Consider the following 25,544-nt stretch of genomic DNA (forward strand, 5'->3'; position numbering starts at 1 on the left):
GTCACCCCGCCCGGTGGTCACTCCGCTCGGTCGGTCGTGAGCAGGATCTTGCCGTGCACCCCGCCGGCCGCCATGAGTTCGTGCGCGCGTGCCGCCTCCCGCATCGGGAGCCGGTGCCACACGACCGGGCGGATTTCGCCCCGCTCGATCATCGGCCACACCCACTGCCGTACGTCGTGCACGATCCCGGCCTTGCCGTGGGGGCCCTCCAGCGGCCTGCCACGCAGCCCCAACGCCGACATGCGCAGCCGCTTGACCAGCATCTTTCCCAGGTCGAGTTCGGCCTTGCGGCCACCCTGCATCCCGATCACGGCCAGGTGCCCGTCGGTGGCGAGCGCGCTGAGGTTGCGGTCCAGGTACGAGCCGCCCATGTTGTCCAGGATCACGTTCGCCCCGCCGAGCCGCTTGACCTCGGCGACGAAGTCCCCCTCGCGGTAGTCCACCGCCGGACTGGCCCCGAGCTCCTCGCACAGCCGCAGCCCGTCCTCGCTGCCCGCGGTGGCGACCACCCGCGCGCCCAGTGCGCGGCCGAGCTGTATCGCGCAGGTACCGATGCCACCCGAGCCGCCGTGCACCAGCAGTAGTTGTTCCGGTTCCAGCCCGGCCTCGTGCACGATGTTGGACCACACCGTGCAGGTGACTTCCGGCAGTCCGGCCGCGTCCACCTGGTCGACCCCCGGAGGTATCGGCAGCAGTTGGGTGGCGGGCACCACCACCCGTTCGGCGTAGCCCCCGCCCGACAGCAGGGCACACACCCGGTCACCGGGCCGCCAGCCGGTGACGCCGGGGCCGGACTCGACCACGGTGCCCGAGCACTCCAGCCCGAGCAGCTCACTGGCCCCCTCGGGCGGCGGGTAGGAGCCCTGGCGCTGTGCCAGGTCGGCCCGGTTGACCCCGGCGGCGGTCACGTCGACGGCCACCTCTCCGGGGCCGGGCTCGGGCGCGGGGACCTCGCGCCACTCCAGGACATCGGGTTCGCCCGCTTCGCGGATGGTGATCGCGTGCATGCTCCCGACCGTAGCGCCGCCACCCCTTCCGGACGCGGTGAGTGCCTTTCGGTCTCGGTGTGTCGGTTTGTTCCGGCAGTGGGAAGGTGGAATTCTCGAAAGCGGCAGTGAGGGTTGTTCGGGAAAAACGGGAAATGTCTTCGTGCGTGCCGCTGGGCCGCGTGAACGGAGACATTTCGGTATCTCGACCATCCGTTCCACCGCCATGGCGTCTTGACTTTACCGGGGAGTTTTATGAACTCTTGGCCGGCACGTATTCACCCGATACGGGGAGCAAGATGACAGTGCACAACGTCCGATCAGGACGCTTCGTCGCCGCGCTGCTCGCCACCGGCGCGACCGCCGCTTTCACGGCGGTTCCCGCTGCGGCGACCCCGGCGGCGGAGCCCGGATTCAATGTCAACGACGTGAATCGGCATCTCGTGGCATTCCAGCGGATCGCCGACCGCAACGACGGCACACGTGCTTCCGGAACGCCCGGATATCAGGCCAGCGTGGATTATGTCGCGGGCAAACTCCGGAGCGCGGGCTACGAAGTGTCCACTCCCGACTTCGAATACACCAAGTACCGCCTCGATTCGGTCTCCCTGAGCGCCGCGGGCTCGCCGGTCGAGGAAGTCGGTGCGTTGGAGTACTCGCCCGCCACGCCCGACGGCGGAGTCCAGGCACCGCTGTCGGTCACGCCGGTGGACGACTCCACCGGTTGCCAGGCGGCCGATTACCAGGGCACGGACGTTGCCGGCACCATCACGCTCGTCAAGCGCGGTGCCTGCACCTTCGCCAAGAAGCAGCGGCTCGCCGCCGAGCAGGGCGCCGACGCCGCGATCATCTACAACAACGTCGAGGGAGAGCTCAACGGCACCCTGGGCGGTGCCGACGCGGGCGTGATCCCCACAGCCTCGGTCGGCAAGGCCCTCGGTGCCGACCTGGTCGCCAAGGCCGGCGAGAGCGCCACGCTGAACCTCGATGCCACCTTCGACGAGATCACCAGCGAGAACGTAGTCGCCGAGACCCGCACCGGTCGCAAGGACAACGTCGTGATGGCAGGCGCCCACCTCGACAGCGCGGACGCGGGGCCGGGCATCAACGACAACGGCACCGGTAGCGCCGGACTGCTGGAAACGGCTCTGGAGATGGGCGGCAGCCCCGACGTCAACAACGCGGTGCGGTTCGCCTGGTGGGGTGCCGAGGAGTCCGGCCTGATCGGTTCCACGAAGTACGTCAACGGGCTGAGCTTCGAGCAGCAGCTCGACATCGCGATGTACCTGAACTTCGACATGATCGGATCGCCGAACGCCGGTTACTTCACCTACGACGGTGACGATTCGGACGGTGTGGGCGCCGGTCCCGGGCCGTACGGCTCGGCGCAGATCGAGCAGGACTTCACCGAGGCGATGCAGCGCCAGGGCATCGAGGTCGAGGGAACCGACTTCAACGGCCGGTCGGACTATGGGCAGTTCATCGCCGTGGGCATCCCGGCGGGCGGACTGTTCACCGGCGCCGGGGGCATCAAGACCGAGGCCCAGGCGGCCAAGTGGGGCGGCGAAGCCGGCGTCGCCTACGACCCGAACTACCACAAGGCCGGTGACGACCTCGGCAACGTCGACCGCACCGCCCTGATCCGCAACACCAGGGCACTGGCCGGAGTGGTCCAGCACTACGGGCAGACGACCGAGGACGTCAACGGGATGCGGAGCAGGGCCGAACGCGCCCGGGTGCGCAGCATGGCGATGGCGCAGCCCATGAGCCTCGCGTCGAACGCCGACTCGCACGGTCACACCTGCCAGCTCCCGCTGAAGTGACCCGGTTGCCGTAGGGGACCGGTTCACAACGCGGTCGCTCGCTCGGCGAATCGACGGCCGGGGCGTCCTCGGTGCGCCCCGGCCGTTTCCGTGCGGCGGCGGTTTCCCAAAAATCGCCGGGCAGATGGTACCGGCGAGTACCGAATCCCGAGCACTCTCGCAGTCGGCACCGCCGCTGTCCGGGACTGTCCGTCGGAACGGGACCATGCGATTAAGCAGCGCGGTTGTCCCCGGTGCGTGAGTCGGATGCATTGCGAGGCCGGGCCGCTCGCCGCGTAGGTCGCTACTCAAGAGCCGGCCCAACGCGGCAAGGCGCCGACTCACGTGACGGCTACGTAACCGCCCGAGCAACTTCTGTCGCGGATTCCTAGTCCAGGGCACGGCGCAGGAAGAACTTGATCCCCAGCGCACCGAAGATCACACAAGCTCCCAGCAGGGCCAGCAGACACACCCAGGGCGCCATGTGCGGCACGTCCGGCAGCAGCGCGCCACGCATCCCCTCGCTCACGTAGGTCAGCGGGTTGAACGCGCAGACGACCTGGAACCAGCGGAGCTGGTCGAGCTGCGCCCAGGGGAACTGGCTCGCGCCGGTGAAGATCAGCGGAGCCAGGATCACGGCGAACATGATGTTGATCCGCCGGGGTGGTACCGCCGCCCCCACGGTGAGCCCCACCGTGCCGCCCACCAGCGAGCCGAGCACCATGCACAGCACCGCGAACGGCAGGCCGGACAGGTCCCACGCGACGTTTCCCAGCATCAGCAGCCCGATCGGGAACATCAGAAGTGCCGCGAACAGCCCGCGAAGCGCGCCGAAGAGCATCTTCTCCACGGCCACCCAGGTGATCGGCAGCGGGGCGAGCAGCCTGTCCTCGATCTCGCGGGAGAACGAGAAGTCCAGCACCAGCGGGAACGAGGTGTTCTGCAGTGCCACCAGGAACGAGTTGAGCGCGATCATCCCCGGCAGCAGGATCTGCGCGTAGCCGGGTTGGGTGTAGCCGAGCTGGCCCAGCACCTTGCCGAAGATGAACAACAGCGCCACCGGCTGCACCAGCACCTGTGCCAGGAAACTGGGCATCTCGCGTCCGGTGACGAACACGTCCCTGCCGAGCACGGCCCAGAACGCGCGTACCGAGCTCTGCGTGGTGCCGGTCATCGCAGGTCCCTGCCGGTCAGTTCGATGAATACGTCCTCCAGGCTCGCCGAGCCGAGTGAGAGGTCACTGACCGTGATGTCGTTGTCGTGCAGCTTCGCGGCGATCGGACCGAGCAGCGAACCGGGCTCACCGTCGACATAGAGGCGCAGCTCGGTTTCCGGGGAGACCCCTTCGAGGGCGGTCGAACCGCCCGGGGCCTCGACCCGCCGCACTCCGGGAATGTCGGACAGCAGGCCGGTGACCTTGTCGCTGTCGAAACCGTTCGGACGGAGCCGCGCGTCGATGGTTCCGCTGCCCGGCAGCGATCTGATCAGCGCGGTGGGGGTGTCCACGGTGAGCATCCTGCCGTGATCGACTACACCCACCCGGTCGGAGAGCTTCTCGGCCTCTTCCATGTCGTGCGTGGTCAGTACGACGGTGACTCCCTCGGAACGCAGATCGTTGACGCGGTCGTGCACGAACAGCCTCGCCTGTGGATCCAGCCCGGTGGACGGTTCGTCCAGGAACAGCACCTCGGGTCGGTGGATCAGCGCCCTGGCGATCATCAGCCGCTGTGCCTGACCGCCGGAGAGGTCGTCGATGCGTGCCTTGGACTTGTCGGCCAGCCCCATCCGCTCCATGAGTCGGGTGGCCAACGCGTGCCGCTCGGAACGACCGATTCCGTGGTACGAGGCGTGGAACAGCAGGTTCTGCCTGGCGTTGAGCGACCTGTCGAGATTGACCCGTTGCGGCACCACGGCGACCTTGCTCCTGGCGGCCACGGGATCACGGGCCACGTCGACCCCGCCGATCGTGGCGCTCCCACCGTTGAGCACGATCCGGGTGGTCAGAATCCCCACCGTCGTGGTTTTGCCCGCACCGTTCGGTCCCAGCAGTCCGAAGATCTCACCGTGCCGGACCCGGAAGCTCAGCCCGTCCACCGCGTTGCGGGTGCTCTTGGGGTAGTGCTTGACCAGATCCGCCACTTCGACAGCAGCAGTCACCCGTCCCCCTGGCAGGAACTCGTCGTCTCGGTTGTTCCCTCTGTGGTGCTCCCATGCCACTCGTGCGGGCCACGCGGCACCGGAAACCCGTGCGGCAGCTGGGTTACTGCCGTGATTGTACGCCGCCGATCCGTGATCGAGGTCAACTTTCGCCCGCGGGAGGGCCTGTGAGCGGCCTCTTGTCGGCGGCCCCCTGTTGGCGTGGTGGGTGTCGAGGGCTACCCTACTGCGCGGAAGCGTGGCAGAGCGGCCTAATGCACTCGCCTTGAAAGCGAGCGGTCCGAGAGGGCCCGGGGGTTCGAATCCCCCCGCTTCCGCCGGTGTGAGCAGGGAAGACGAAGCCCGGTGGACGGATGTTCCGCCGGGCTTCGTTCGGTTCCGTCTCAGTTTCCCTCAGCAAGGGGGTAGTCGGAGGCCTCGTGCGGTTCCCACGGATGGTCTCCGATCTTGTCGGCAACGGTTCCCGGCGCGCGTCCGGTCACGTGCTGATAGCGCTGGGTGAGAGCGGCGTTGGACCACCCCATGAATCCCCATCGCTGTGCGATCCGGGACGCCCAGTTCGATAGCACGGTCTCGGCGGTGTGGTGAGCTTCGTCGAACGGACATCGGTCCGGCCGTACGTACCGCCAACCACATTGTGATCAACTTTCGACAACCGCGTGGGAAACGCTTTCAATCAAGAGTTGACTTCGCTCTTTCGAGTGAAAATTCAATCGAGCCGAAGTGAAAAATTATTCGCTTAACGACTTCCGAGTTCGACTCGATCGATCGTTTCACCAGGTGATCGGCTTTTTGTCGGGAATTTCCCGCGATGCGTGAACAGTTGCCTGGCGATTGCTATACAGCGGTGATCGGTTAGCGTTCGCTCGGAATCCGACCGTGCAGTCGAGTCGGTTCCGCCGCTGATCGTACTCGCGGGGTCGGTGAGACGGCCCCCGAGGGGATCGGTGCGCACAGCGAAGGCAGCCACGGCCGCAAGGACGTTCGCAATGGAGTTCTCGGGAGTCGAGTTCCGTTACGCGGGCGGCGGGACACCCCGGTCCCGTCGCGCCGTCGTGGCGCTCGGCGTCCTGCTGGCCGTGTTGGTCACCGGTTGTTCGGCGGCCACGTCCGAGTCGCGTCAGGCCGACGAAACCCCGTCGTCGACCCGGCGTGCGAAGGTGGATCTCTCCACGCTTCCGGACGCGACCACTTTCGGAACCACACCCGACGCCCCTTCCGATCCGGCACCGCGCTCCGGTACCGACGGTGTGGTGCTGCGTGTGAAGCGGGAGATCGCGGTACGCGATTCCGTGGGTGGTGAAGCGATCGCGCGACTACCCGCTACCCAGTTCGAATCGCCGACCTGGGTTCCGATAGTCGCCGAAAGCGATGGCTGGGCACGAGTTCTGTTGCCTTCGCGCCCGAACGGTTCGACCGGTTGGGTTCGGTTGGGAACCGAGAAAGTGCACAAAGCGCACTCCCCGTACGTCGTGGATGTCGACGTGGGGAACCGCCGGCTGGTGGTGCTCGAAAATGGTCGGGAACTCGGTTCCTGGAGCGTCGGGGTCGGTTCCGTGGATACGCCGACACCGAGGGGGCGCACTTTCATTCTCGCCTCCATCCGGGAGACGGTCAGCGATTTCAGCCCGATCATTCTGCCGCTCGGGACGCACTCCGAGACCTACACCACCTACGGCGGTGGTCCCGGAACCGTCGCGTTGCACGGCTGGCCGGAGCCCGATGTCTTCGGTACGGCGAGTAGCGACGGGTGTGTCCGAGTGCCCGGTGATGCGCTGCGGTTACTGCGGTCGCTGCCGTTGGGGACGCTTGTCCGGCTGCGCTGAGTGGGCGGACGGTGAGGCGTTTTCGCCGGCTCACCGTGCGAAATCCGCAGGTATTCGACGAAGGAAGTGTGACAGTGGCCAAGAAGACATACTTCGCGGGAAGCGTGGCCGCGACGGCGGGTCTGCTGATCGCGGGCACCCCGGCTCTGGCGGACAGTGTCGACAACGACGGCATCAACGTCGGCAACGACAACAACGCCAGTGTGCTGCCGGTCCAGCTCTGCGGTAACAACGTCGCCGTGCTGGGGGTCGTAGCCAACGTCCTTTCGAGCCAGTCCTCCGAGTGCGTCAACGCGCCGGTGGTCGATCACCCCAAGACCGGCGACGAGGGGCCCGAGGAGCCGGAGGAGCCCAAGGAACCCGAGGAGCCCGAGGAGCCCGAGGAGCCCGAGGAGCCCAAGGAACCCGAGAAGCCGGAAGAGCCCAAGGAACCCGAGAAGCCCGACAACCCGGAGAAGCCGGGCAAGCCGAAGGAGGAGATGCCCGCCGCTCCCACTCCGGTGAGCCACGAGGGGCACGCCGCCGTCACCGGCTGACGGTCACCGAACGGGACCCCGTACTCGTTCCCGAAGGGCTGTCGCCTCCGCAGTTGAGCGACCGGTCCGAGGGGAGCGGTACGGGGTCCGTTTCGTCGGGAGGACGCCCCAGGCCGTCCGAGGTCATCCCCGGAACGAGGCCGCGGCCTTGAGCAGCGCGTCGTTCTCCTCGGGCGCACCGATGGTGATGCGCACGCCGTCTCCGGCGAAGGCACGCACCACCACCCGGTTCTCCGCGCAGTGCGCGTCGAAGGCCGCGCTGCGTTCCCCGAGCGGCAGCCACACGAAGTTCGCCTGGCTGGCGGAAACCTCGTAGCCGAGTTCGAGCAGCGCTTCGCGTACGCGGGTTCGCTCGGTGGCGATCTCGGCGCAGCGCCGCTCCAGTTCCGCGGTCGCGCTCAGCGAGGCCACCGCCGCTCGCTGGGCGACCGCGCTCACGCTGAACGGGATGTAGACCTTGCGCAACGCCGTGATGATCTCGGGGGCGCCCACCGCGTAGCCCACGCGCAGCCCCGCCAGGCCGTACGCCTTGGAGAAGGTCCGCAGCGACACCACGTTGTCTCGCTGTCGAGTGAGTTCCACGCCGTCCGGCGCTGCTGGGTCGGTCACGAACTCCCGGTACGCCTCGTCCAGCACCACCACCACTTCCGGGGGGACGCGCCGCAGGAAGTCCTCCAGGTCCTCCCGGCGCAGCGAGGTCCCCGTCGGGTTGTTGGGAGTGCAGACGAAGACCACCCGGGTAGCGGGGGTGATCGCGGCCAGCAGCCCTGCCAGGTCCAGCTCGTGTTCCGGGGTGAGCGGAACGCGAACCTCCTCGGCGCCCGCGACGCGGGCGAGGATCGGGTAGGCCTCGAACGAACGCCACGGGAAGACGACCTCGTCGCCGGGCTCGCAGGTGGCCTGCACGATCTGCTGGCACAGCGCCACCGAGCCACAACCCACCGCGATGCGGTCGGTGGTGACCACCAGCCGGTCGGCCAACGTTTCCACGAGTTCGGTCGCGGCCATGTCGGGGTAGCGGTGCACGTCGTGCGCCGCTCGTGTGATGGCCTCCACCACACTCGGCAGTGGTCCGGCGGAGACCTCGTTGCTCGCCAACTTGACCGAACCCGGCACCGTCCTGCCCGCGACGTAGGCGGGCAGTTTCTCGAGGTCGGAACGGATGCGCACGCTCATTGACCACTCCTTGCTCTGCTCGTGGCGGCTCGTACGGGCCGCGGTGCGACAGTATCCCGCCGGGTGGTCGCGGTAGGATCTTCGGTCGATTCGTCTCCTCGTTTCTACTCCGGAAAGAGCAATGATGGGATGACTCCTCCGAAGTAATGTCGACATTCGCACGGTTCTTTTCCGTCACAGCACGTTGACGGGAGTTCACCCTCGCGTGGTTATCTGCGCGTATGATCCAAACCAGGACCGAGACGATCGCGCTCACCAATGACACCCGACTCAGACTGACGGTCGCCGAACCGGACAACGTGGTTCGAGGTGGCGTCGTGGTCCTGCACGAGGCACGAGGAGTGACGGACTACACGAGAGTCCTGGTCGCGGCGCTCGCCGAGGAGGGCTGGCTCACGGTGGCGCCGCACCTGTACCACCGGGACGGCACCGACGAACTCCCCAACGAGGAAACCCCGCACCGGGTGGCGGAGCAGGTGAGCAGGCTCTCCGGCGAGTCCGTGCTCGCCGACACCGACGCCGCCTTCGTCTGGCTGGCGGATCGGGGCGTTTCCAGCGACCGACAGGGCATCATCGGATTCGACATCGGTGGGAGTGCCGCTCTCATGGTGGCCGCCAGCAGGCGGCTGGGAGCGGCTGTCACCGTGGGTGGTGACGGCATCGTCACACCGCTTTCGGAGGGCTTCTCGCCGCTGGTCGACATCGCGGGGGAGCTGAGCTGCCCCTGGCTCGGACTGTACGGCGAGCAGGACAGCCGAACGCCCGCCGGAGAGATCGACAAGCTGCGTGCCGCCGCGACCGCCGCCGAGACCGCCACCGACGTGGTGCGCTACCCGAACGCCGATCACCGCTTCGACACCGATCCGGAGGCCGCCGAGGAGGCCTGGCAACGTGCCCGCAACTGGCTCGATCTGCACCTGCGCTGATCGGAGCTCCGCTCTCCCGGGCCACTCGTCCGGCGCGGGCGGCGAATTCGCGGGAAATTTCCGGTCGAACCGCGCGGGTGTCATCTGTGGCCCCGGAAGGCGGTGGTGGGTTAGGAAGCTGTTATGACTTCAAGCACCACACCCGAGCTGCTCTGGCAACCCTCACCCGAGTGGGTTCGGCAGACCCGCATCGGCAGGTTCCGCGACTGGCTGCGGCAGCACCGGGAGCTGGACCTGCCCGACTACCGCGCGCTCTGGCGCTGGTCGGTCGAGGACCTGACCGGGTTCTGGTCGGCCGTGGCCGAGTTCTTCGGGGTCTCCTTCCACGAACCCCCGGATCGGGTGCTGAGTGCCGAGACCATGCCGGGAGCCGAGTGGTTTCCCGGCGCACGGTTGAACTACGCGGAACACGCGTTGTGCGTGGGACCGGGCAAGGACGACGCGCGCACCGCCGTGATCTTCGAACGAGAGGACGGCCACGGCGAGACGATCACTTTCGGTGAGCTGCGCTCGCGAGTGGCCGCCGCCAGGGCGGGACTGGTCGAGCTGGGAGTCCGCAGCGGTGACCGGGTGGCGGCGCTGGTACCGAACAGCCCCGAGACCCTGGTGGCATTCCTCGCGACCGCCAGCCTGGGCGCTGTCTGGTCCTCCTGCTCCCCGGACTTCGGGCTGCGCGCGGTGGCGGACCGCTTCGTGCAGATCGAGCCCAAGGTGCTGCTGACCGTCAACGGATACCGCTACGGCGGCAGGGAGTTCGACATCACCGGAACCGTCGAGGAGCTCCGGCGGCAGCTGCCCGGCCTCGGTGCCACGGTCTCGATCGACTACGTGACGGGTGCGGGGTCGCTGTCGGACACCGTCGGTTGGCGGGACATGGTGGAACGACACGCCGATGCTGAGCTCTCCTTCGAGTCGGTGCCGTTCGACCACCCGCTGTGGGTGCTCTACTCCTCCGGGACCACCGGGCTGCCCAAGGGCATCGTGCACGGGCACGGCGGGATCGTCCTGGAGCACCTCAAGGCGATCGGGCTGCACTGCGACCTGGGGCCCGGGGACAGGTTCTGCTGGTTCACCACCACCGGGTGGATGATGTGGAACTTCCTGGTCGGCGGGCTGCTGACCGGCTCGGCCGTCGTGCTGTTCGACGGCAGTCCCGTGCACCCCGGGACGGACACGCTGTGGGAGCTGTCCGCGCGACACGGCGTGAGCTACTTCGGGACCTCCGCACCGTTCATCCAGACCTGCCGCAAGCGGGGGCTGCGTCCGGCCACGGACCACGACCTCTCCCGGCTGCGGACCGTCGGTTCCACCGGGGCGCCGTTGACCGCCGACGGGTTCGGCTGGATCGCCGAGGAGGTCGGGCACGACGTGCAGATCGCCAGCGTCTCCGGTGGCACCGATCTGTGTACCGCCTTCGTCGGGGCCTCACCCGACGTGCCGGTGTGGCTGGGCGAGATCTCCTGCCCCATGCTGGGCGCCTCGGTGGCCGCCTACGACGAGCACGGGGACGAGACGCACGACGAGGTCGGCGAACTGGTGTTGACCGAGCCGATGCCGAGCATGCCGGTGTACTTCTGGAACGACCCGGACGGCAGCAGGCTGCTGGAGGCCTACTTCGACACCTATCCCGGCATCTGGCGGCACGGGGACTGGGTGCGGATCACCGAGCGGGGTTCACTGGTCATCTACGGGCGCAGTGACTCCACCCTCAACCGCGGGGGCATCCGGATGGGTACGGCGGAGTTCTACCGCGTGGTCGAGGGCTTCGACGAGGTTTCCGACTCGCTGGTCATCGACACTTCCGGCGCGGGGGAAACCGACGGTGAGCTGCTGTGCTTCCTGGTGTTGGCGGAGGGCGCCGAGCTGGCGACGCTGGAACCGGCGCTGCGGGAGCGGTTGCGCAGCGAACTATCGCCCCGGCACGTGCCGAACCGCTTCGTCGTGATCGGTGAGGTACCGCACACCCTCAACGGCAAGAAGCTCGAAGTGCCCGTCAAGAAGATCCTCGCGGGGGCCGCACCGGAGAGCGCGGTCAGCATGGACGCCTTGCGGAACCCCGATTCACTGCGACCTTTCATCGAGATGACCAGCGGTTGAGCTGATCGCGTGCCGTGCGGCGGCGGGGGGTCGGTACCGACGATGGTCAATGACGACCCCCCGTTGTAATTCGGCGTGCGGGAGTGTGTATGGTTTACATCAGTAGCCGAGAGGAACTACCCGGAGGCTTCGCCTAGTCTGGTCTATGGCGCCGCACTGCTAATGCGGTAAGGGGCAACCCCCCTTCCCGGGTTCGAATCCCGGAGCCTCCGCCGGGGCACCCACCCAGGTGGGAGTCCACAACTGAACACGCGCCCGTAGCTCAACGGATAGAGCATCTGACTACGGATCAGAAGGTTTGGGGTTCGAATCCCTACGGGCGCACATTATCGCAGGTCAGGGGCGGTTTCGGAATACTCCGGAGCCGCCCCGCTGCTGTGCGGTACACATTTTGTGCGCGTGGGGAACACGATCCTCAACCCTGAGATAGCGTCACCGTTGTAGTCCTTACGAAGGTTACTTCAGTACCATTGGCCGGGTTGCCATTCGACGCGGGTGGGGCGTTGTCCGGTGCGGCAGTATTCGGTGATGGCTTCGCGAACTCGCTCAAGGGGTAGTGAGGCCGAGGTGGGAAACCACAGGTCGCCTTCGGGGTCGAACAGCAGCGGGGGGTGTCCTCGGTGGTGTGGGGGTTGTAGGAGTCCAGCAGTTCGTGGTGCTAGTAGTGGTAGCTCAGCGCTGCGACGCTACTTTTTGGGTCGGCAGCGACCCGTAGAGAGTGGTCGGGGAACGCTTCTCCGTCGAGTGAGCGCCAGGAGCGGCACGGGCGGTCCCAGACGTAGAACAGACTGACGTGATGGGCTGGTGTGTCGAGCACGCGTGTGATGAGCTGCTCGGTTTCCGCTGGTTCGTGGGCGTAGTGCCACCCGTTGTCGGTCACCGCGGTAACGACGGTGGGCGCGCTGATCGTGGTCATGGTCTGGCTTCTCCGTGGATGGTGACGGGGTGCTGTTTTCCGGGTTTCCAGACGACCAGTGTGGACCCGCGAGGCAGGATGGCACGCACCGCTTGGTAGCAGTTTCCGCGCTGCCCGGAGCACATGTCCTTGTTCAGCACGATCACGCCGTGTGTCTGCCCGCGTTCTTTCATCCGTGGGGCGTATTTCGTTTCGACGTGGGTGTACACGGTGGGAGCGCCACGGTCGTCGGACGGGAACACGGTGGAGTTGTGCAGGTTCAGCCGGGCGCGCTCGGATGCCTCGTCGCGTCCGCTGGTTTCGGTGAGTTCGGTGGTCTGCCCGCCGGTGTGCTCGGGTAGCCGCTGGCGGACCTGGTCGATCCACGTGCGGTCGCGGGCCGCGTCGGTGGGAACACGCGGGAAGGTTGATGGGTGGGGCAGGCTCGGCGGGGGTCGCTCGCTGGTCACGCCGAGGGTGGCGAGGTAGTTCACCAGGTGCCCTCGGGTGTTGTCGGACAGCGCGAGTACGTCGTCGATGAGCTCGCGAGCCTGTTCGAGCAGCGCCACGGCCTCGGCCAGTTCGGGGGAGGTGCTGCCCTGTCCGATCTCGGTCAGGGTGGGCAGGGCGTATTCCTCGATCCAGGCCCTTGCCGGGTGCAGCTGCTCCGGTGGCAGTTGTCCGAGCATGGCGGCGAGGGTGTTGCCGACCTCCTCCACGTGGGACATGGTGGGCTCCTCACAGCACGGCGGAGAAGGTGCTGACGTGTCCGGCGGCCTGCGCTACGGCTTGGACCGCCTCGCCCGCCTTCTCGTGGGCGATGCCGAACAGCCGCGGCGCCTGCCGCACATCGTGGTTGGTGCTGGTCCCGGCCACCTGATTCAGCTGCCCACGCAGCTCGTCGAGCGTGGTCTGTATGCCCTGTAACTCGCCTGCGGGTGCGGTGCCGATGATCTGCTGAAGCTGGCCGCGAATCTCGTCGAGCATCGCAAGTCTTCCTCGTAACGGGAAACAACATCGGATGGGCACTGCCCGGCCGGGCGAGTAAGGGTGTAGGGACTGTCCGGCCGGGTGGCAACGGCCCGGCGTCGGGCCGTGTCTTACAGGGCGTGGAGTCCGGCGAGAATGCGGGCAAGAGTGGTCCGGTCGCGGGACTAGCCGGACAGAACCTCCCCGCCCCGAGATGTGTTCCGGTTGCTGCTGTCGTGGCGATCACTGCCCGGAGACCGTGTTGGGTGGTGGGTCCCCGCTGCCGTGAGGTCGCCGGACAGCGCGCGTACGTGACCCGGTAGCCGACAGGGACGGAACCCGTGTCGACCGAGGTAGAGCCGATCCGGACGGGGGCTCATCGCTCAGCCTCTATTACCGTGGCCTGCTCACCGTCACAGATGGTGAGCTCGGTGGGTTCGTCGCGGTATTCGCGCAGCGCGGCGGCGAGTTCGTCCAGTGCGTCGGCCAGTGTCCGTCGATCGGTGGCAGGGAGTTGGTTACCGCCGAGTCGGTGGGCGGCTTCGTCGAGCATCCATTGGCAGCGGCGTAGCAGTACGGCCAGTTGGGTGTGTGGCTGGCTCACCGGACACCACCCCCGTTCGGGAGCCGGCCCAGCAGTTTGGTCAGGGTGTCCCGCAGCTGGCGCGCCTGCTCGGCATTCCAGCGGGTGCGGTTGTAGACGGTGGGAGTGATGATCGTCAGCCGACCACCCTCGACCGACAATCGCAGTGATTCGGTGCCGTCGTGCTCGACGGTGTTACACCGTACCAACACGGGTTCTCGCATAGCGTCACCTCCAGTAGTCGAATCAAAACTAAGAGTTTTTGCGGACTTGGAGGGACAATTGCGGGACAATACGGCCATGAGTGCGGACAACGGAGTGGCGGAACGGGTCGCCCGCTTCCGCAAGCTGGCCGGGTGGAGCCAGCATCAGCTCGCCGCTCGTGCCTTCGTGTCGACCAGCCTGATCAAGAAGGTGGAGCAGGGGCATACTCCGGCGAGTCCGTCGCTGGTGTCGTGCTGTGCGCGTGCTCTCGGGGTCGATGCCTCCGTGCTCTACGGAACCGATCCCGAGGAACAGATCACCGAACAGCACGTCGAACGGGCCGGTGTCGAAGAACTCCGAGCCGCGCTGCACGCCTACGACGACCCCGAACTCGTGAATCCGCTTCACAGCGCATCCGAACTTCAGCGGCAGTTGAATGCGGCCGAGAAGCTGCGGCATTCGTTCCGCTATCACGAGTTGTGCCGTCGTATGCCCGAACTGCTGAACCAGCTCTACGCCCGCACTGCCTTCGACCCGGCGGATACCTCCGCCGGAGAACATGCCCGGAGCATGTTGCACGACGCCTATCGGCTGGTCGCGACCCTCGGGGGGCGTTTCCACCAACCCGATATCGGCGCGATGGCTTCGGAGCGCCACGTCGCGCTCGCCTCTCGGACGGGTGATCCGTTGCGTGTCGCCCTGTCGGCCTATCACCGGTCCACCCATTTTCTGCGGCACGGTCAGTTCGCTCGCGGGCTGCGAGTGATCGAGCGAGGACACGAATCCGTGCGCGAGAGTCGGGTTCTCCAACGGGATTCGGTGGCAATTCAACTGCACCTGCGAGCGGCTGTGCTGGCAGCCCGGGCGGGTGACACCGAACGAGCCGATACCCACATCTCCGAGGCTCGGGCAGCACGGCAACGCTACGATCCGCCCGTATCGCCGTACTACAACACCGATTCCAGCGCCCTGAACATCGACGTCCACTGGTGTGCGATTCCCGTCGAGAACTACGACGGAACCGGAGCGGTGACCAGGGCCGAACAGGTCCACATCGTCGACCGGAACCGCCCCGAACGGGTGGGACACCACCACATCGACATGGCCCGTGCGTGGTTGTTGCACGGCAATCGCGAGAAAGTCATGGTGGAACTCAACGCGGCTCGACACATCTCACCGCACCACACCCGGCGTCACCCGACCGTGCAAGAAACCGTTCGGACACTCGCCGAAACCGACCGACGTGCCATCGACACCCTCGCTGGATTCGCCCGCTGGGCCGGAATACAAATCTGAAATTCGATAGAAATTCGAAGCACATCGAGTCGCGAAGTGCCCTGAAACGTCGAGATTCGGTGCTGCCTACGTACGGAAAGGAGGTTACGACTGTGCCCACACCTGACCCGGAGATCTCTGGCAGCACAGGAGATGAGCAACCCGAGATGACGGGACACGGCGAATATGGCAGCGACGGCGTGACTGACGGTTCAGTCGTGTGTAGCACCGTATATGCTGGTTACTGCGCGTTAAAAGATCTTACTCCGGAACAGCTTCTTAAGTTTGTACAGGCTGTTGATTCGACCTGCGTAGCAGGAGCAGAGCGACAGTCGGTGACGCTCCAGAGCGACCCGGAGATACGCCAGCTTTACCGGATGACCACCATGCTCGGCGGAAGCGAAGCGGCCGTCGAACTGCTACAGGACCCGGACCTCGGCCCATTGGGGTTAATCGACGTACCAATCGGGCAGGAAAAGATCACAAGTCTCAGCTTTGACGACATGCTATCTCTGTCCGTGCATCTCGCACGGATGGCGTTGGTTGCCTACCGTGAGATGGCCAGTAATCACGACGAAGGTTGATGCGGAGACCGCCCGACCCACAACAGCTAGCCAAGCCGCGCGAACAGGGCCAGTGGTGCGCGGGCTAAGAGGTGTGTTCCCTCGTTCGGTCGGTGCGAGCGAGCGGGCCGCTAGCCACGGCGACCGGATGGGGACCTCCGGACGCGATTCCTCGGTCTCCACCCGAGCAACCGCCTCGCTGCGCCACCATTGGGTGAAGCGCTCGGCATTTCGACTGGTAGAGCGGTCGGTCCGGTGGGACCGTGCTGTCCGAAAGCTCTCCGAGACGGAGGTGGACATCATGGAAATGCCCATCGTGAACGAGTGCGACGCCACGGACTGCGCTTACAACCAGCACCAAGCCTGCCACGCCCTCGCGATCACCGTGGGAGAGCCGGCCAATCCACGGTGCGACACCTTCACCACCGCCACTTCCCCCGCGGGTGATCCCGGGGCGGTCGGCCACGTCGGGGCCTGCAAGATGTCCGACTGCGGGCACAACGTCAACCTCGAATGCCAGGCCCCCGGCATCACGGTCGGCTACCAGGAGAACATCGTCGACTGCCTGACCTACGCACCCGCGTAGATTTCTCGCGAAATTGACGGAGTGTCGGGGGACCGGACCCGGCGGGGCGGCGATTTCCCGCGAAATCGCGGGATCGCGGTGCTCCGACGGGCGGGCGCGAGGGCCGGACCAGTGGGATGGGAGAGCGGGGACAGTGGATTGCGGAGAGCCGGCAGCGGCTCAGAAGACACGCCCCACCTCCCGGGCCACGATCTCGTCCATGTTGCGTTCCGCGAGTGCCGCGATGGTCATGGACGGGTTGCAGGCACCCGTGGAGCCGGGGATGAGCGCACCGTCGGTGACGTAGAGCCCGCGCTGCCCGAGCACCCGGCCGTGGGTGTCGCACACCTCACCGATGGTGGCGCCCCCGAGCGGGTGGAACGTGGTGGTGTCGAAGGCGCTGGTGTCCAGCGTGATGTTCGTCAGGTGGTCCGCCAGGCTCCCGCCGACGATGCTTCGGATCCGCTCGCGGATCCGACCGGTGAGCTCCGCGTCGTACGACCGGCTCCAGTGCAGCACGGCGTCGTCGCGATGCGGGTCGTAGCGGAACTCGCCGCGCGGCCGCACGATCCCGAACCCGATGACGCTGGTGGTGCCCAGGTCCACCGGGAACGGCACCGGCCCGTGCACGACGGTGACCGGTCCGTCCGGGTTGTCCCAGTCCCGCACGCCCATGCAGGCCGGGCCGCCTTGCAGGGCACCGGGACTGTCACCCAGCGGGGTCCAGGAGAAGATCCGATCCCCGTTGTTGCCCCAGTTCGAGCCGACAGCCTCGGGCAGGTCCGGGATCAGCTCCTTCTCCCTCGCCTTCACCAGCAGTCGTGTCGTACCCGCCGATCCGGCACCGAGGAACAGCGCGTCGGTGACGATCCGCTTGCGTTCCCGCACGGTGCCGTCGGTGGTGATGTGATCGACCCGCACCACCCAGCGCCCGGAGGAGTCGCGCGCGATGTCGCGAACCAGGTGCAGTGTGGCCACCTCCACGCGCCCGGTCGCTTCCGCCTCGGCGAGATAGGTGACATCCACGGTTCGCTTGCCACCGTTGTTGACGCCGTAGAGCACGTCTCCGGTGGTGTAGGAGGGTTTCATCTCCCCGCGCAGCTCGCGGCGGGCGAAGTCCCAGTCGATCGGCAGTGGAACCCGGTAGGGCGCCATGCCCGCCCGCGCGACGTGGTCGTGGAACTGCTTGACCGCCCGGTACTCCGGCGCGTGCAGCAGGTCGTCGGGAATGCCGTCGGGCCGCAGCACCGACTCGACCCGGCGGTAGTAGTCCCGATCGAACCGTTCGTAGTCCAGCCCCGCGGGCATCGAGCGCGTGAAGTGCTCGGCGCTCGGTTGGATCGTCATCCCGTGATACACCAGTGAGCCACCGCCCACCCCGGAACCGCACAGGATGTCCATGCCGACACCGCGCACCCGTTCCAACACCCCGGTGTAGGGCCGCCAAACGCTCGGTGGTGATCCGGTCAGCACCGGCCCTGGAGTCAACCAGGAGGCGCGGCGGTCGGGGCTGAACATGTGCGGGAACGTTTCCGCGTTCGGCCCGGTGGGCCACCGGATGCCGCGTTCCAGCACCAGCACCGGCACCCCGGCTCGGGCCAGTCGCGAGGCGGTGATCGAACCGCCGAATCCGGAGCCGATCACCACCGCCCGGCGGTGCTCCTCCACCGGCGCGGCGGTGGCCGAGCCCGCCACGCCCGCGGTCATCCCCAACGCGGCGGTGGCCGCCGTGCCCTTGAGCAGTTCCCGGCGTCCCAGTGGACCACGCATACCCTCTCCTCGCCACGAATCCGAATGGTGATCATATGAATTCGTTCGAACTCGTGGCGTAGTACTCATTCGATCGTGTGAGGGAGGCGTGAAGTTCGTCCCGGCGCGTCGCTTCGTCGTGCCGTTCGGTCCACACCCGACGGATGCGGTGCGAAGCGGTGGCTGTACCGTCCTGTCGTCGGTCGCTTCCTTCGTTCCGGCGCGGCCGGCGGGAACAGTCTCGGCGTGGGGGAGAGTTGGTTTCGCTCGTGATCGCGGTGCTGGTGTTGCGCAAGGTCCGTTCCTACTGGACGAACCGCAGACGCGTCACGCAGCCTCGGTGAGAACGAAGCCCGGGACGTTCCGGGCGTTTCGTGATGCTTTCACCGGTACGCCGGAAGCGATGGCCCGGTCCGTTTTCGTCGGGTGATCCGGGGCTAATTGTTCGGCCGCTTGTTCTTCGTGGTCGAATCCGTACGACGAACCCGGCGCGATCTCATGAATTCGGTGAAATTTCGGATTGATTTTTTCGGGTCGGATTTCGTGTGTCGGGCCCCCGGGAACGGAGCCCGACAACGAACATCGGTCAGCTCACTGGATGCCGACGTTGATGTTGCTCTTCTCGACCTCGATGTCCTGCTTCTTCCAGTCCCAGCCCCAGAGCCAGAGCTTCTTCTTCTGGTCAACGTCGACCTTGCAGGACTTGTACAAGCACGTGTCGGCCTTGTCCTTCTTCTTGCCCTTGTGCTTGCCCTTCTCCTTCTCCTTGTGCTCGTCCTTGTGGCTGTGGTTGTGGTTGTGCTCCGGCTTCATGTCGTCGGCCGAAGCGACACCCGCACCGCCGATGGCCAGCGGCAGGGCCATGGCACCGACAACTACTGCCCGCGTGAACGAACGCATGCTCGCGCCCTTTCCTTTCGGATTATGGGAATTTTCGTCGGTCGATCCCGCAGGGGTCAATCCTCTTGGGTTCGATCCCATTGGTTCGCCGACAACTCGTTTTTACCCCAGTGGATTTACCGGCGCCGGACGACACGCGCGGCATTCACCGTATTGAGTGTTTTTGGTTTTCTTGTGAATCAAGTTTCGGAAAATCCGCGAAAATCGGCGGGTCGATGGTTGTTCACGTTTCCGGTTGCGCTCGCACGGCGACAGCGGTCGCCTGTCCGACACCCACCCCCGTGGCCGCGATTCCGAATCCACCGCCGCGATGGTTCAGGTGGCGACAAAGGTCGACGACCACTCGCGACATGGACGCGCCGAGCGGATGCCCGTAGGCCAGTGCGCCACCGTGCACGTTCACTCGATCGTGTGGAGCTTCCGGAAGTTGCCGCAGCACCGCGAGCACCAGCGCGGCGAACGCCTCGTTGATCTCCCACAGGTCGACTTCCTCGGCTTGCAGTTCCAGCTTGTCCAGCAACTCGCGTATCGCCGTCACGGTCGCGAGGACGAACCGCTGGGGCGCGCAGGCCACCGTCGTCGTGCCTACCAGCTCACCGAGGGGGGTGACGGCCAACCGCTCGGCCTGTCGCTGGGAGCCGATGAGTGCCGCCACCGATCCGTCGCCGAGCGGAGCGGAGTTGCCCACCGTCACGGTCCCCTCGGTAGAGAAGGCGGGGGGAAACCCGGCGAGTTTGGCCGCGCCGGTCTCCGAGCTCAGCGGTTCGTCGCTGCGCATCGGAATGCCGCCCACGCCGCGCACCGGGAAGACGAAGCCGTCGTGCATCCCGGCGTCCCAGGCCGCCGCCGCGCGGCGGTGCGAGCGCAGCGTGTACTCGTCCATCTCGCTTCGGCCCACACCCAGTTCAGTGGCGATGCGCTCGGCGATCAGCCCCAGCGGAGCCGTCCACTCGGGATCCATGCGCGGATTGATGAGTCGCCAACCGGCCGCCGTCGAGACGGCCTCCAACCGGTCGGGCAGCGCCCGTTCCGGGCGGGGGACGACGAACGGTGCCCGGCTCATGCCCTCCACGCCGCCCGCGACGACCAGCTCGGCGTCCCCGGTACGCACCGCGCGCCCCGCCTGCACGAATGCCTCGCACCCCGAGCCGCACAACCGGTTGACGGTCACGCCGGGCACGTTCTCCGGCAGGCCGGCCAGCAGCACGGCCATGCGTGCCACGTCGCGGTTCTCCTCGCCAGCGCCGTTGGTGTTGCCGTAGATCACCTCGTCGATGGTTCCGGGATCCAGCGGACGCTCGTCCCGGTCGGCGTGTCGGTGCACCAGCTCGGCCAACGGCATGGCGGCGAGGTCGTCCACCCGGATCCCGGAGAGTTCGCCCCGGTACCTGCCGAACGGAGTTCGGGTGGCGTCGAGCAGCATCGCACGGGCCATAGGGCCATGATGCCGCAATCGGGGGTGAGTACTTTAGTTCTTTCGGGTGAGTTCGGCGAATATCCGCAGCCACCGCCGGGCGCTCGCTCACTCTCCCGAGGGGGTTGTCTCCTCGTTCGTGGCGGGCACCGGGCGATGTTCGGCCACCGCCGTGTCCTCGGCCAGCGAAACCACGCGAGCCCCGCTCTCCCCGAGCTCACGCAGCCTGCGCAAGGCGTGCCCGGCGTCGAGTCGCACGGTCGTCCGCACCGGTTCGGCCGGCTCGGCGGGATAGAACCCGGCACGTGCCTGGTGGCCGGAGCGCAGCGTGGCGTTCAAGGAGCCCGTGGAGGCCAGCGCTCCCCGCGCGGCTCCGAGTCGCCCCAGGGTGTCGTCCAACGCGTCCAGCAGGGCCGCACGGTTGCCCTCCGTCATGGCCCGCACCAGATCCGGGTCGGTGGCGATCACTCTCGTCCCGTCCCGGAACGAGCCCGCCGCCAGCGATTCGGCCAGTGGTCCACCGTCACCGCCCACGGAGGCGAGCACGGCCGCCAGCAGGTGGGGCAGATGCGATACCCGCGCCACCGCGGCGTCGTGCTCGGCGGGGGAGGCGGGCACCACCCGCGCGCCGCAGTCCAGTGCCAGCAGTGCCGCTTCCCGCCAGGCGTCGAGACCGGTGTCACCGCCGATCGTCACCGCCCAGAGGGCCCCGTCGAACAGTTCCGCGCTGCCCGCTTCCCAGCCGGAGCGGTCGGTTCCCGCCATCGGGTGCCCGCCCGCGTAACGTGCCGCCGGGGCGGACTCCCGCACCGAGTCGTGCACCGGTTCCTGCACGCTGACCACGTCGGTCAGCAAGGTCGTGGGCGCGTGTCGGTTCACCTCCCGCAGTACCGTGCCGACAGCGGGCAGCGGTGTCGCGAGCACCACCAGCGCGTCCCGCTCCCGAGCGCGCTCCAACGCCCGCTCGGTACTCGACAGCACCTCGTAACCCGCCGCGCGAGCGGCGGCGGCGTCCTCCGCCGAAGTGGTCGCTCCCCAAGCCGGTCTGCCCGAAAGCACCGCCGCCCGGAGCACGGACCCGCCGATCAGTCCCAGCCCGATCACACACACGGCTCGCATGGGGTTCATCCTGCCCTACCCTCAACAACTCGTACCGGAGTGGTGACGGGGTGAACACGCCGAACGCGAATCATTGACTCGGTCGGTGAGCTGTTCGCAATCGTGCTTTCGGGTGGCGTTCGCACGCTTTACCGTGGCGTCATGACGCTCCAGGAGCCGGTCGCGGGGTTCGCGGTTGCCGCCGTTCGTGAGGACGGCCGATGGCGATGCGACATGTTGGACGGTTCGGTGCTGACCGGACTCGACGCGATCATCACCGCATTACGCGAACTGCGCTCCAGCGGAGCCGCGATCGGCATGTGCAACGTGGATGACGAGTTCTTCGTGCTGGTGCGTCCGGTGCCCGGCGGTGTGGAGCTGGCGCTGTCCGACGCGGCGGCCGCGCTGGACTACGACGTAGCCGCCGACGTGCTGGACCTGCTGCGTACGGAGCCACCCGATGAGGAGGACGAGGAGATCTGGCCGGAGGGCAACCTCGCGTTGCTCTCCGACCTGGGACTGCCGGAGGAGGAACTGCTGCTGATCACCGAAGAGGTAGACCTGTACCCGGACGAGCAGCTCGAGATGATCGCGCAGCGCTGCGGCTTCGGTGAGCAGTTCACCGCGGTGCTGGAGAGGTTGTAGTGGCCGGAGTGGCCGTGGGGCTCGGAGCGGTCGTGGTGCCCGGTACCGAACGCGGTGTCGGAAAGCGACGGCGACCGGACGGGCCGGCATGATCGAGGCTTCCGGGGATCGGGAACTGGTCCGTTCCGCGCTCGCCGTGGCACCGGACGCCACGGCGGCGGGGGACGTGCCGATCGGAGCGGTGGTGGCCGGCCCGGACGGTCGGATACTGGCACGGGCGCACAACCGCCGTGAGGAGCTGTCCGACCCCACGGCCCATGCCGAGATGCTGGTGTTGCGTGCGGCTGCGGCCGCCTACGGCGACGGTTGGCGGCTGGGGGGATGCACCCTGGCCGTGACCGTCGAGCCGTGCACGATGTGCGCCGGTGCACTGGTGCTGTCCCGGATCTCCAGGCTGGTCTTCGGCAGCTGGGAGCCCCGTACCGGGGCGGTCGGTTCGCTGTGGGACGTCGTCCGGGACGGCAGGCTCAATCATCGGCCCGAGGTCGTCGGCGGTGTGCTCGATCGCGAGTGTGCCGCGTTGCTGGCGGAGTTCTTCGGCGAGCATCGGGTGTGACTTGAGTCACTATCGCGTGATTCGGTGGAGTTGTCGGGTATGCAGCGGGAGCAATCGGCAACAGGAGGTCGCGATGAGTACGTTCGACAAGGTCAAGCACCAGGCCCAGCAGCTCGCGGGCAGGGCCAAGGAGGCGACCGGCCGCGCGACCGGCAACCGCGACATGAAGGATGCGGGCAAGCGGGACCGGCTCGAGGGCGAGGCCAAGGAGTCCGGCCAGGACATGAAGGACCGTGCCGCGGGTGCGGCCGAGGACGTCAAGGACAAGCTGCGCGGCGACCAGAGCGGTGAGCAGCGCGGCGACCAGGGCGGAAACCGGGAAGGCGGCGAGGACCGGCGCTGAGGGGCACGCCCTCGGGTCGGGACGTCGGTTTCGGTCGAGCGGGGCGACCCGGGAGGGGTGCGGGACCGTGCTCACCCCGAGTGCTCCGGTGCTCCCGTGGCAGGGCGCGAGTGTGGCGCTGCGCGGGGAAAATCGACTCCCTCGACCCCCGTGCTCGATTCGTGAGGGCCGTTCGTTACGCTTGTTCGCGGTAGCGTGTCCGAGCGGCCTAAGGAGCGCGACTCGAAATCGCGTGAGGTGAGAGCCTCCGTGGGTTCGAATCCCACCGCTACCGCGCGTTGACGAGAGCGGCGCCGGATCCCCGAGGGGAACCGGCGCCGCTCTTTCGTGTCGGGGCCCGGTCGGTGCCGGGGTGCCCCTGTCGGTCGCGGCCGGATCAGCAGTTGGCGGGCTTCGACTCCACCCTGGTCTGCCACGCCGGGTTGTCCTGCGGTCCGTCGACCGTCACGTCGTGCACGTACCAGTAGTAGTGCCCGTAGTACGGATCACCGAAGTGCAGCTCGTAGGTTCCGGTGACCTTCTGCCGCATCGGCGCGGCGTAGATGTTCACGGCCTGGTTCGGTCCCAGCTCGTGACGGATCTCGTCGGACTTGGTGGTGCTCCAGCTCCACTGCCGCTCGTAACTGGTCTCGAAGCCCGCCTCGAACACCTCGCCCAGCGTGACGCCCGCACTGATGGTCATGCTCACGTTGGTGGTGGTGCCCCTGGAGGACTGCCAGCCGATGATTCGGGTGGAGGTTCCCTCGGAGCAGTTCGTTGCTCCGCCGACCAGCTCGTAGGAGCCGCGGTGCGTTTCCGGCGGCCCGGAGGGGTGGAACTCGCAGAGATCGGTGTTGCCGTTCTCGCACTGCTGCAGCAGCTGCCGCACGGTGGGGTCGGCCTCGGTCGTGGCGCTCGCGGGCGCGGCCAGTCCGGTCATTGCCAGCGCGGCGGCGCTCAGGCCGACGGCCAGTCGATTGCGCGACTTCATTATTCGTCCTCGCTCAGCTCAGTCCGACGGTCACTGTTCGATCGTTGATGTAGCCGCCCACGTCGGGGTGGTTCTCCTTGTAGGGGCCCGCGCGGTCACCCGAGTCCGGGTAGAGCCAGACCCAGCAGGTGGACCAGGCCTGTACCGAGGAGATCCGGTTCTGCCAGTAGTCGTCCAGATCGAGCCAGAAGTCCACTTCGTCGTTCTTGGGGCACGGTTCCGGTACAGTGATCGTCAGTGAAGAGCCGCCGTACTCGACGTCCTCGAAGACGGTGGCGCCGATGAGCTCACCGGTGGTGTCGGCGATTCGCCGCCCCTGCTGTCGGGCCTCGGCCAACGTCTCGTAGCAGGTGTGATCCCGGGTGGAGACATCCAGCACGCAGTGTTCGTCCGTTTCGGATTCCTGGGCCGCCTGCGCGGTGGTCGCCGTCAGTCCCGCGGCCATCGCGCAGCTCGCCAGAGCCACCGCGGCGGTCCTGGTGCGGAGCCGTCCGGTTCCGGTCTTGGCTCTTGCCAATTCCGTTCTCCTCTCCTCTTCCGGCGGGCGGGTTCGCCGCCTCGGCGGAATCGGTTTAGCGGATTGCACGCGCACTATCGGGGGAGCCGGAAGGCGAGATCCAGGGTCGCGACGCGATTGCCTACTAATGCGGAAGTACCGGGAGTAACGCGTTACTGCTTTCGTGCCCGTGTCGTCCCCCCGACGGGACCAAGCGCCCCCGATCGGCCCGGCGGCCCAGAAGGGCCCGGGGAGGATGAGACGGCGGAGCTCTGGAAGTGAGCGGCGCTCGCCGCGATCCGGGCGGAGCGAGACCGCTGTCGGTGGGGTGCGAGCTCGCCGCGAACGTGCGAAGGGCCGCCGAACGGGTAACCACGAGCCTTGAGGCGTCAGGGCACCGCACGGCGGGTGGGACCTTGAACGGGAAGAGGTGGGCGAACGAGAACGGGCCGGGCGTGGAGTCCACGCCCGGCCCGTCGCCGGCGGAGGATGCGGGATTCGAACCCGCGAGGGCTGTTAACCCAACACGAATTCCAGTCGTGCGCCTTAGGCCGCTCGGCCAATCCTCCGCGAAAGAGTGTACGTGACGGGTTCCGCCGATCTCGCGACCCCCCTCCGGAACCGCTCGGCGGGCGGGTCGCCCCGCGCTGTCTCCCGGGCGATGACGGGGGGTCGGTTCACCGTGGCGGCGGGCCGTTACACTTAACGAGGACTCCGCGCGGCGTCATCCTGTGAACTCCCCCAGGGCCGGAAGGCAGCAAGGGTAAGCGGGCTCTGGCGGGTGCGCGGGGTCCCCTTTTGTCTCGGGCCCCG

The 25,544-nt window shown here is 67.2% G+C and carries 27 protein-coding genes, 5 tRNA genes and 1 other RNA gene; 16 read left to right on the top strand and 17 right to left on the bottom strand.

Annotated features, from left to right (window positions below):
- Nucleotides 1-17: 17 nt before the first annotated feature.
- Nucleotides 18-1,007, bottom strand: a complete 990-nt coding sequence (locus J2S53_RS16955) for an NAD(P)H-quinone oxidoreductase (protein WP_456241790.1) — start codon at nt 1,005-1,007, stop codon at nt 18-20.
- Nucleotides 1,008-1,285: 278 nt separating this feature from the next.
- Between J2S53_RS16955 and J2S53_RS16960 the strand changes: the two genes are divergently transcribed.
- Nucleotides 1,286-2,809, top strand: a complete 1,524-nt coding sequence (locus J2S53_RS16960; RefSeq protein ID WP_456241791.1) for a M28 family metallopeptidase — start codon at nt 1,286-1,288, stop codon at nt 2,807-2,809.
- Between the two features lie 367 nt (nt 2,810-3,176).
- Here the strand turns inward: J2S53_RS16960 and J2S53_RS16965 are convergent, their stop codons facing one another.
- Both J2S53_RS16965 and J2S53_RS16970 read right to left on the bottom strand, forming a co-directional pair.
- Complete coding sequence (locus tag J2S53_RS16965; RefSeq protein ID WP_456241792.1) at nt 3,177-3,962, bottom strand: ABC transporter permease; 786 nt, start codon at nt 3,960-3,962, stop codon at nt 3,177-3,179.
- Nucleotides 3,959-4,945, bottom strand: coding sequence for an ABC transporter ATP-binding protein (locus tag J2S53_RS16970; protein WP_456241793.1), 987 nt, complete (start codon nt 4,943-4,945; stop codon nt 3,959-3,961). The genes J2S53_RS16965 and J2S53_RS16970 overlap by 4 nt, the downstream gene beginning before the upstream one ends.
- A gap of 232 nt (nt 4,946-5,177) precedes the next feature.
- On the opposite strand from J2S53_RS16970, the gene J2S53_RS16975 reads away from it, so the two are divergent.
- From J2S53_RS16975 to J2S53_RS16985, 3 genes are all read left to right on the top strand, one after another.
- A tRNA-Ser gene (locus J2S53_RS16975) sits at nt 5,178-5,262 on the top strand.
- Nucleotides 5,263-5,934: 672 nt separating this feature from the next.
- Nucleotides 5,935-6,771: a L,D-transpeptidase gene (locus tag J2S53_RS16980; protein WP_456241794.1), complete on the top strand. Its 837-nt coding sequence runs from the start codon at nt 5,935-5,937 to the stop codon at nt 6,769-6,771.
- A gap of 74 nt (nt 6,772-6,845) precedes the next feature.
- A complete protein-coding gene (locus J2S53_RS16985) occupies nt 6,846-7,307 on the top strand; it encodes a hypothetical protein (protein WP_456241795.1) in 462 nt (153 codons plus the stop codon).
- A gap of 123 nt (nt 7,308-7,430) precedes the next feature.
- Here the strand turns inward: J2S53_RS16985 and hisC are convergent, their stop codons facing one another.
- On the bottom strand, nt 7,431-8,483 hold the full coding sequence (gene hisC / locus J2S53_RS16990) for a histidinol-phosphate transaminase (protein WP_456241796.1): 1,053 nt from the start codon (nt 8,481-8,483) through the stop codon (nt 7,431-7,433).
- Between the two features lie 221 nt (nt 8,484-8,704).
- Between hisC and J2S53_RS16995 the strand changes: the two genes are divergently transcribed.
- From J2S53_RS16995 to J2S53_RS17010, 4 genes are all read left to right on the top strand, one after another.
- Nucleotides 8,705-9,409, top strand: a complete 705-nt coding sequence (locus J2S53_RS16995; RefSeq protein WP_456241797.1) for a dienelactone hydrolase family protein — start codon at nt 8,705-8,707, stop codon at nt 9,407-9,409.
- A gap of 123 nt (nt 9,410-9,532) precedes the next feature.
- Nucleotides 9,533-11,506, top strand: a complete 1,974-nt coding sequence (locus J2S53_RS17000) for an acetoacetate--CoA ligase (protein WP_456241798.1) — start codon at nt 9,533-9,535, stop codon at nt 11,504-11,506.
- Between the two features lie 122 nt (nt 11,507-11,628).
- Nucleotides 11,629-11,718, top strand: a tRNA-Ser gene (locus J2S53_RS17005).
- A gap of 39 nt (nt 11,719-11,757) precedes the next feature.
- A tRNA-Arg gene (locus J2S53_RS17010) sits at nt 11,758-11,830 on the top strand.
- A 137-nt stretch (nt 11,831-11,967) separates the two neighbouring features.
- On the opposite strand, the gene J2S53_RS17015 is transcribed toward J2S53_RS17010, so the two are convergent.
- The 6 genes from J2S53_RS17015 to J2S53_RS17040 form a co-directional block, all read right to left on the bottom strand.
- Nucleotides 11,968-12,111, bottom strand: coding sequence for an Imm1 family immunity protein (locus tag J2S53_RS17015; protein WP_456242819.1), 144 nt, complete (start codon nt 12,109-12,111; stop codon nt 11,968-11,970).
- A 53-nt stretch (nt 12,112-12,164) separates the two neighbouring features.
- The gene (locus J2S53_RS17020; protein ID WP_456241799.1) at nt 12,165-12,422 is read right to left on the bottom strand and encodes a hypothetical protein; all 258 of its coding nucleotides are present in this window, start codon (nt 12,420-12,422) and stop codon (nt 12,165-12,167) included.
- Nucleotides 12,419-13,129 carry a DddA-like double-stranded DNA deaminase toxin gene (locus J2S53_RS17025; protein ID WP_456241800.1) on the bottom strand — a complete coding sequence of 237 codons (711 nt, stop codon included), beginning with the start codon at nt 13,127-13,129 and terminating at the stop codon, nt 12,419-12,421. Before J2S53_RS17025 ends, J2S53_RS17020 begins: the two co-directional genes overlap by 4 nt.
- Nucleotides 13,130-13,139: 10 nt before the next feature.
- The gene (locus J2S53_RS17030) at nt 13,140-13,388 is read right to left on the bottom strand and encodes a hypothetical protein (RefSeq protein WP_456241801.1); all 249 of its coding nucleotides are present in this window, start codon (nt 13,386-13,388) and stop codon (nt 13,140-13,142) included.
- Between the two features lie 358 nt (nt 13,389-13,746).
- Nucleotides 13,747-13,974 carry a hypothetical protein gene (locus J2S53_RS17035; protein WP_456241802.1) on the bottom strand — a complete coding sequence of 76 codons (228 nt, stop codon included), beginning with the start codon at nt 13,972-13,974 and terminating at the stop codon, nt 13,747-13,749.
- A complete protein-coding gene (locus J2S53_RS17040; RefSeq protein WP_456241803.1) occupies nt 13,971-14,177 on the bottom strand; it encodes a hypothetical protein in 207 nt (68 codons plus the stop codon). Before J2S53_RS17040 ends, J2S53_RS17035 begins: the two co-directional genes overlap by 4 nt.
- A gap of 76 nt (nt 14,178-14,253) precedes the next feature.
- On the opposite strand from J2S53_RS17040, the gene J2S53_RS17045 reads away from it, so the two are divergent.
- From J2S53_RS17045 to J2S53_RS17055, 3 genes are all read left to right on the top strand, one after another.
- Nucleotides 14,254-15,453, top strand: a complete 1,200-nt coding sequence (locus J2S53_RS17045; RefSeq protein WP_456241804.1) for a helix-turn-helix domain-containing protein — start codon at nt 14,254-14,256, stop codon at nt 15,451-15,453.
- A 92-nt stretch (nt 15,454-15,545) separates the two neighbouring features.
- Nucleotides 15,546-16,016 carry a hypothetical protein gene (locus J2S53_RS17050; protein WP_456241805.1) on the top strand — a complete coding sequence of 157 codons (471 nt, stop codon included), beginning with the start codon at nt 15,546-15,548 and terminating at the stop codon, nt 16,014-16,016.
- A 280-nt stretch (nt 16,017-16,296) separates the two neighbouring features.
- Nucleotides 16,297-16,581 carry a DUF1540 domain-containing protein gene (locus J2S53_RS17055; protein WP_092925690.1) on the top strand — a complete coding sequence of 95 codons (285 nt, stop codon included), beginning with the start codon at nt 16,297-16,299 and terminating at the stop codon, nt 16,579-16,581.
- A gap of 159 nt (nt 16,582-16,740) precedes the next feature.
- Here J2S53_RS17055 and J2S53_RS17060 read toward each other — a convergent pair whose 3' ends face one another.
- The 4 genes from J2S53_RS17060 to J2S53_RS17075 all read right to left on the bottom strand — a co-directional run bounded on the left by J2S53_RS17060 (nt 16,741) and on the right by J2S53_RS17075 (nt 21,742).
- Nucleotides 16,741-18,330, bottom strand: coding sequence for a GMC oxidoreductase (locus J2S53_RS17060; RefSeq protein WP_456241806.1), 1,590 nt, complete (start codon nt 18,328-18,330; stop codon nt 16,741-16,743).
- A 570-nt stretch (nt 18,331-18,900) separates the two neighbouring features.
- A complete protein-coding gene (locus tag J2S53_RS17065; protein ID WP_456241807.1) occupies nt 18,901-19,209 on the bottom strand; it encodes a hypothetical protein in 309 nt (102 codons plus the stop codon).
- A gap of 223 nt (nt 19,210-19,432) precedes the next feature.
- Entirely contained in the window at nt 19,433-20,644 is a 1,212-nt protein-coding gene (locus tag J2S53_RS17070) for a thiolase family protein (RefSeq protein ID WP_456241808.1), read from the bottom strand.
- 87 nt (nt 20,645-20,731) lie between these two features.
- Nucleotides 20,732-21,742 (bottom strand): prephenate dehydrogenase, encoded by a 1,011-nt coding sequence (locus J2S53_RS17075; RefSeq protein WP_456241809.1) that lies wholly within the window; start codon nt 21,740-21,742, stop codon nt 20,732-20,734.
- A 141-nt stretch (nt 21,743-21,883) separates the two neighbouring features.
- Between J2S53_RS17075 and J2S53_RS17080 the strand changes: the two genes are divergently transcribed.
- The 4 genes from J2S53_RS17080 to J2S53_RS17095 all read left to right on the top strand — a co-directional run bounded on the left by J2S53_RS17080 (nt 21,884) and on the right by J2S53_RS17095 (nt 23,539).
- Complete coding sequence (locus tag J2S53_RS17080) at nt 21,884-22,366, top strand: tRNA adenosine deaminase-associated protein (RefSeq protein ID WP_092925421.1); 483 nt, start codon at nt 21,884-21,886, stop codon at nt 22,364-22,366.
- A gap of 88 nt (nt 22,367-22,454) precedes the next feature.
- Entirely contained in the window at nt 22,455-22,922 is a 468-nt protein-coding gene (locus J2S53_RS17085; protein ID WP_456241810.1) for a nucleoside deaminase, read from the top strand.
- A gap of 73 nt (nt 22,923-22,995) precedes the next feature.
- Nucleotides 22,996-23,265 (top strand): CsbD family protein, encoded by a 270-nt coding sequence (locus J2S53_RS17090; protein WP_456241811.1) that lies wholly within the window; start codon nt 22,996-22,998, stop codon nt 23,263-23,265.
- A gap of 189 nt (nt 23,266-23,454) precedes the next feature.
- Nucleotides 23,455-23,539, top strand: a tRNA-Ser gene (locus J2S53_RS17095).
- A 102-nt stretch (nt 23,540-23,641) separates the two neighbouring features.
- Here the strand turns inward: J2S53_RS17095 and J2S53_RS17100 are convergent.
- The 3 genes from J2S53_RS17100 to J2S53_RS17110 form a co-directional block, all read right to left on the bottom strand.
- Entirely contained in the window at nt 23,642-24,235 is a 594-nt protein-coding gene (locus tag J2S53_RS17100; protein ID WP_207227508.1) for a hypothetical protein, read from the bottom strand.
- A gap of 13 nt (nt 24,236-24,248) precedes the next feature.
- Nucleotides 24,249-24,752: a hypothetical protein gene (locus J2S53_RS17105; protein WP_456241812.1), complete on the bottom strand. Its 504-nt coding sequence runs from the start codon at nt 24,750-24,752 to the stop codon at nt 24,249-24,251.
- Nucleotides 24,753-25,214: 462 nt separating this feature from the next.
- Nucleotides 25,215-25,300: transfer RNA gene (locus J2S53_RS17110), tRNA-Ser, on the bottom strand.
- 137 nt (nt 25,301-25,437) lie between these two features.
- On the opposite strand from J2S53_RS17110, the gene ffs reads away from it, so the two are divergent.
- Nucleotides 25,438-25,531, top strand: an RNA gene (gene ffs / locus J2S53_RS17115) — signal recognition particle sRNA small type.
- Nucleotides 25,532-25,544: the final 13 nt, after the last annotated feature.

Origin of the sequence: Actinopolyspora lacussalsi (assembly GCA_030803735.1) — a bacterium.
Classification (GTDB): Bacteria; Actinomycetota; Actinomycetes; order Mycobacteriales; family Pseudonocardiaceae; genus Actinopolyspora; species Actinopolyspora lacussalsi.

Excerpts from the sequence above, each read along its gene's own strand:
- J2S53_RS16955 (WP_456241790.1), bottom strand. The coding sequence starts at position 1,007 with ATGCACGCGATCACCATCCGCGAAGCGGGCGAACCCGATGTCCTGGAG.
- J2S53_RS16960 (WP_456241791.1), top strand. The coding sequence starts at position 1,286 with ATGACAGTGCACAACGTCCGATCAGGACGCTTCGTCGCCGCGCTGCTC.
- J2S53_RS16965 (WP_456241792.1), bottom strand. The coding sequence starts at position 3,962 with ATGACCGGCACCACGCAGAGCTCGGTACGCGCGTTCTGGGCCGTGCTC.
- J2S53_RS16980 (WP_456241794.1), top strand. The coding sequence starts at position 5,935 with ATGGAGTTCTCGGGAGTCGAGTTCCGTTACGCGGGCGGCGGGACACCC.
- hisC (WP_456241796.1), bottom strand. The coding sequence starts at position 8,483 with ATGAGCGTGCGCATCCGTTCCGACCTCGAGAAACTGCCCGCCTACGTC.
- J2S53_RS16995 (WP_456241797.1), top strand. The coding sequence starts at position 8,705 with ATGATCCAAACCAGGACCGAGACGATCGCGCTCACCAATGACACCCGA.
- J2S53_RS17000 (WP_456241798.1), top strand. The coding sequence starts at position 9,533 with ATGACTTCAAGCACCACACCCGAGCTGCTCTGGCAACCCTCACCCGAG.
- J2S53_RS17020 (WP_456241799.1), bottom strand. The coding sequence starts at position 12,422 with ATGACCACGATCAGCGCGCCCACCGTCGTTACCGCGGTGACCGACAAC.
- J2S53_RS17025 (WP_456241800.1), bottom strand. The coding sequence starts at position 13,129 with ATGTCCCACGTGGAGGAGGTCGGCAACACCCTCGCCGCCATGCTCGGA.
- J2S53_RS17030 (WP_456241801.1), bottom strand. The coding sequence starts at position 13,388 with ATGCTCGACGAGATTCGCGGCCAGCTTCAGCAGATCATCGGCACCGCA.
- J2S53_RS17040 (WP_456241803.1), bottom strand. The coding sequence starts at position 14,177 with ATGCGAGAACCCGTGTTGGTACGGTGTAACACCGTCGAGCACGACGGC.
- J2S53_RS17045 (WP_456241804.1), top strand. The coding sequence starts at position 14,254 with ATGAGTGCGGACAACGGAGTGGCGGAACGGGTCGCCCGCTTCCGCAAG.
- J2S53_RS17055 (WP_092925690.1), top strand. The coding sequence starts at position 16,297 with ATGGAAATGCCCATCGTGAACGAGTGCGACGCCACGGACTGCGCTTAC.
- J2S53_RS17060 (WP_456241806.1), bottom strand. The coding sequence starts at position 18,330 with ATGCGTGGTCCACTGGGACGCCGGGAACTGCTCAAGGGCACGGCGGCC.
- J2S53_RS17065 (WP_456241807.1), bottom strand. The coding sequence starts at position 19,209 with ATGCGTTCGTTCACGCGGGCAGTAGTTGTCGGTGCCATGGCCCTGCCG.
- J2S53_RS17070 (WP_456241808.1), bottom strand. The coding sequence starts at position 20,644 with ATGGCCCGTGCGATGCTGCTCGACGCCACCCGAACTCCGTTCGGCAGG.
- J2S53_RS17075 (WP_456241809.1), bottom strand. The coding sequence starts at position 21,742 with ATGCGAGCCGTGTGTGTGATCGGGCTGGGACTGATCGGCGGGTCCGTG.
- J2S53_RS17080 (WP_092925421.1), top strand. The coding sequence starts at position 21,884 with ATGACGCTCCAGGAGCCGGTCGCGGGGTTCGCGGTTGCCGCCGTTCGT.
- J2S53_RS17085 (WP_456241810.1), top strand. The coding sequence starts at position 22,455 with ATGATCGAGGCTTCCGGGGATCGGGAACTGGTCCGTTCCGCGCTCGCC.
- J2S53_RS17090 (WP_456241811.1), top strand. The coding sequence starts at position 22,996 with ATGAGTACGTTCGACAAGGTCAAGCACCAGGCCCAGCAGCTCGCGGGC.
- J2S53_RS17100 (WP_207227508.1), bottom strand. The coding sequence starts at position 24,235 with ATGAAGTCGCGCAATCGACTGGCCGTCGGCCTGAGCGCCGCCGCGCTG.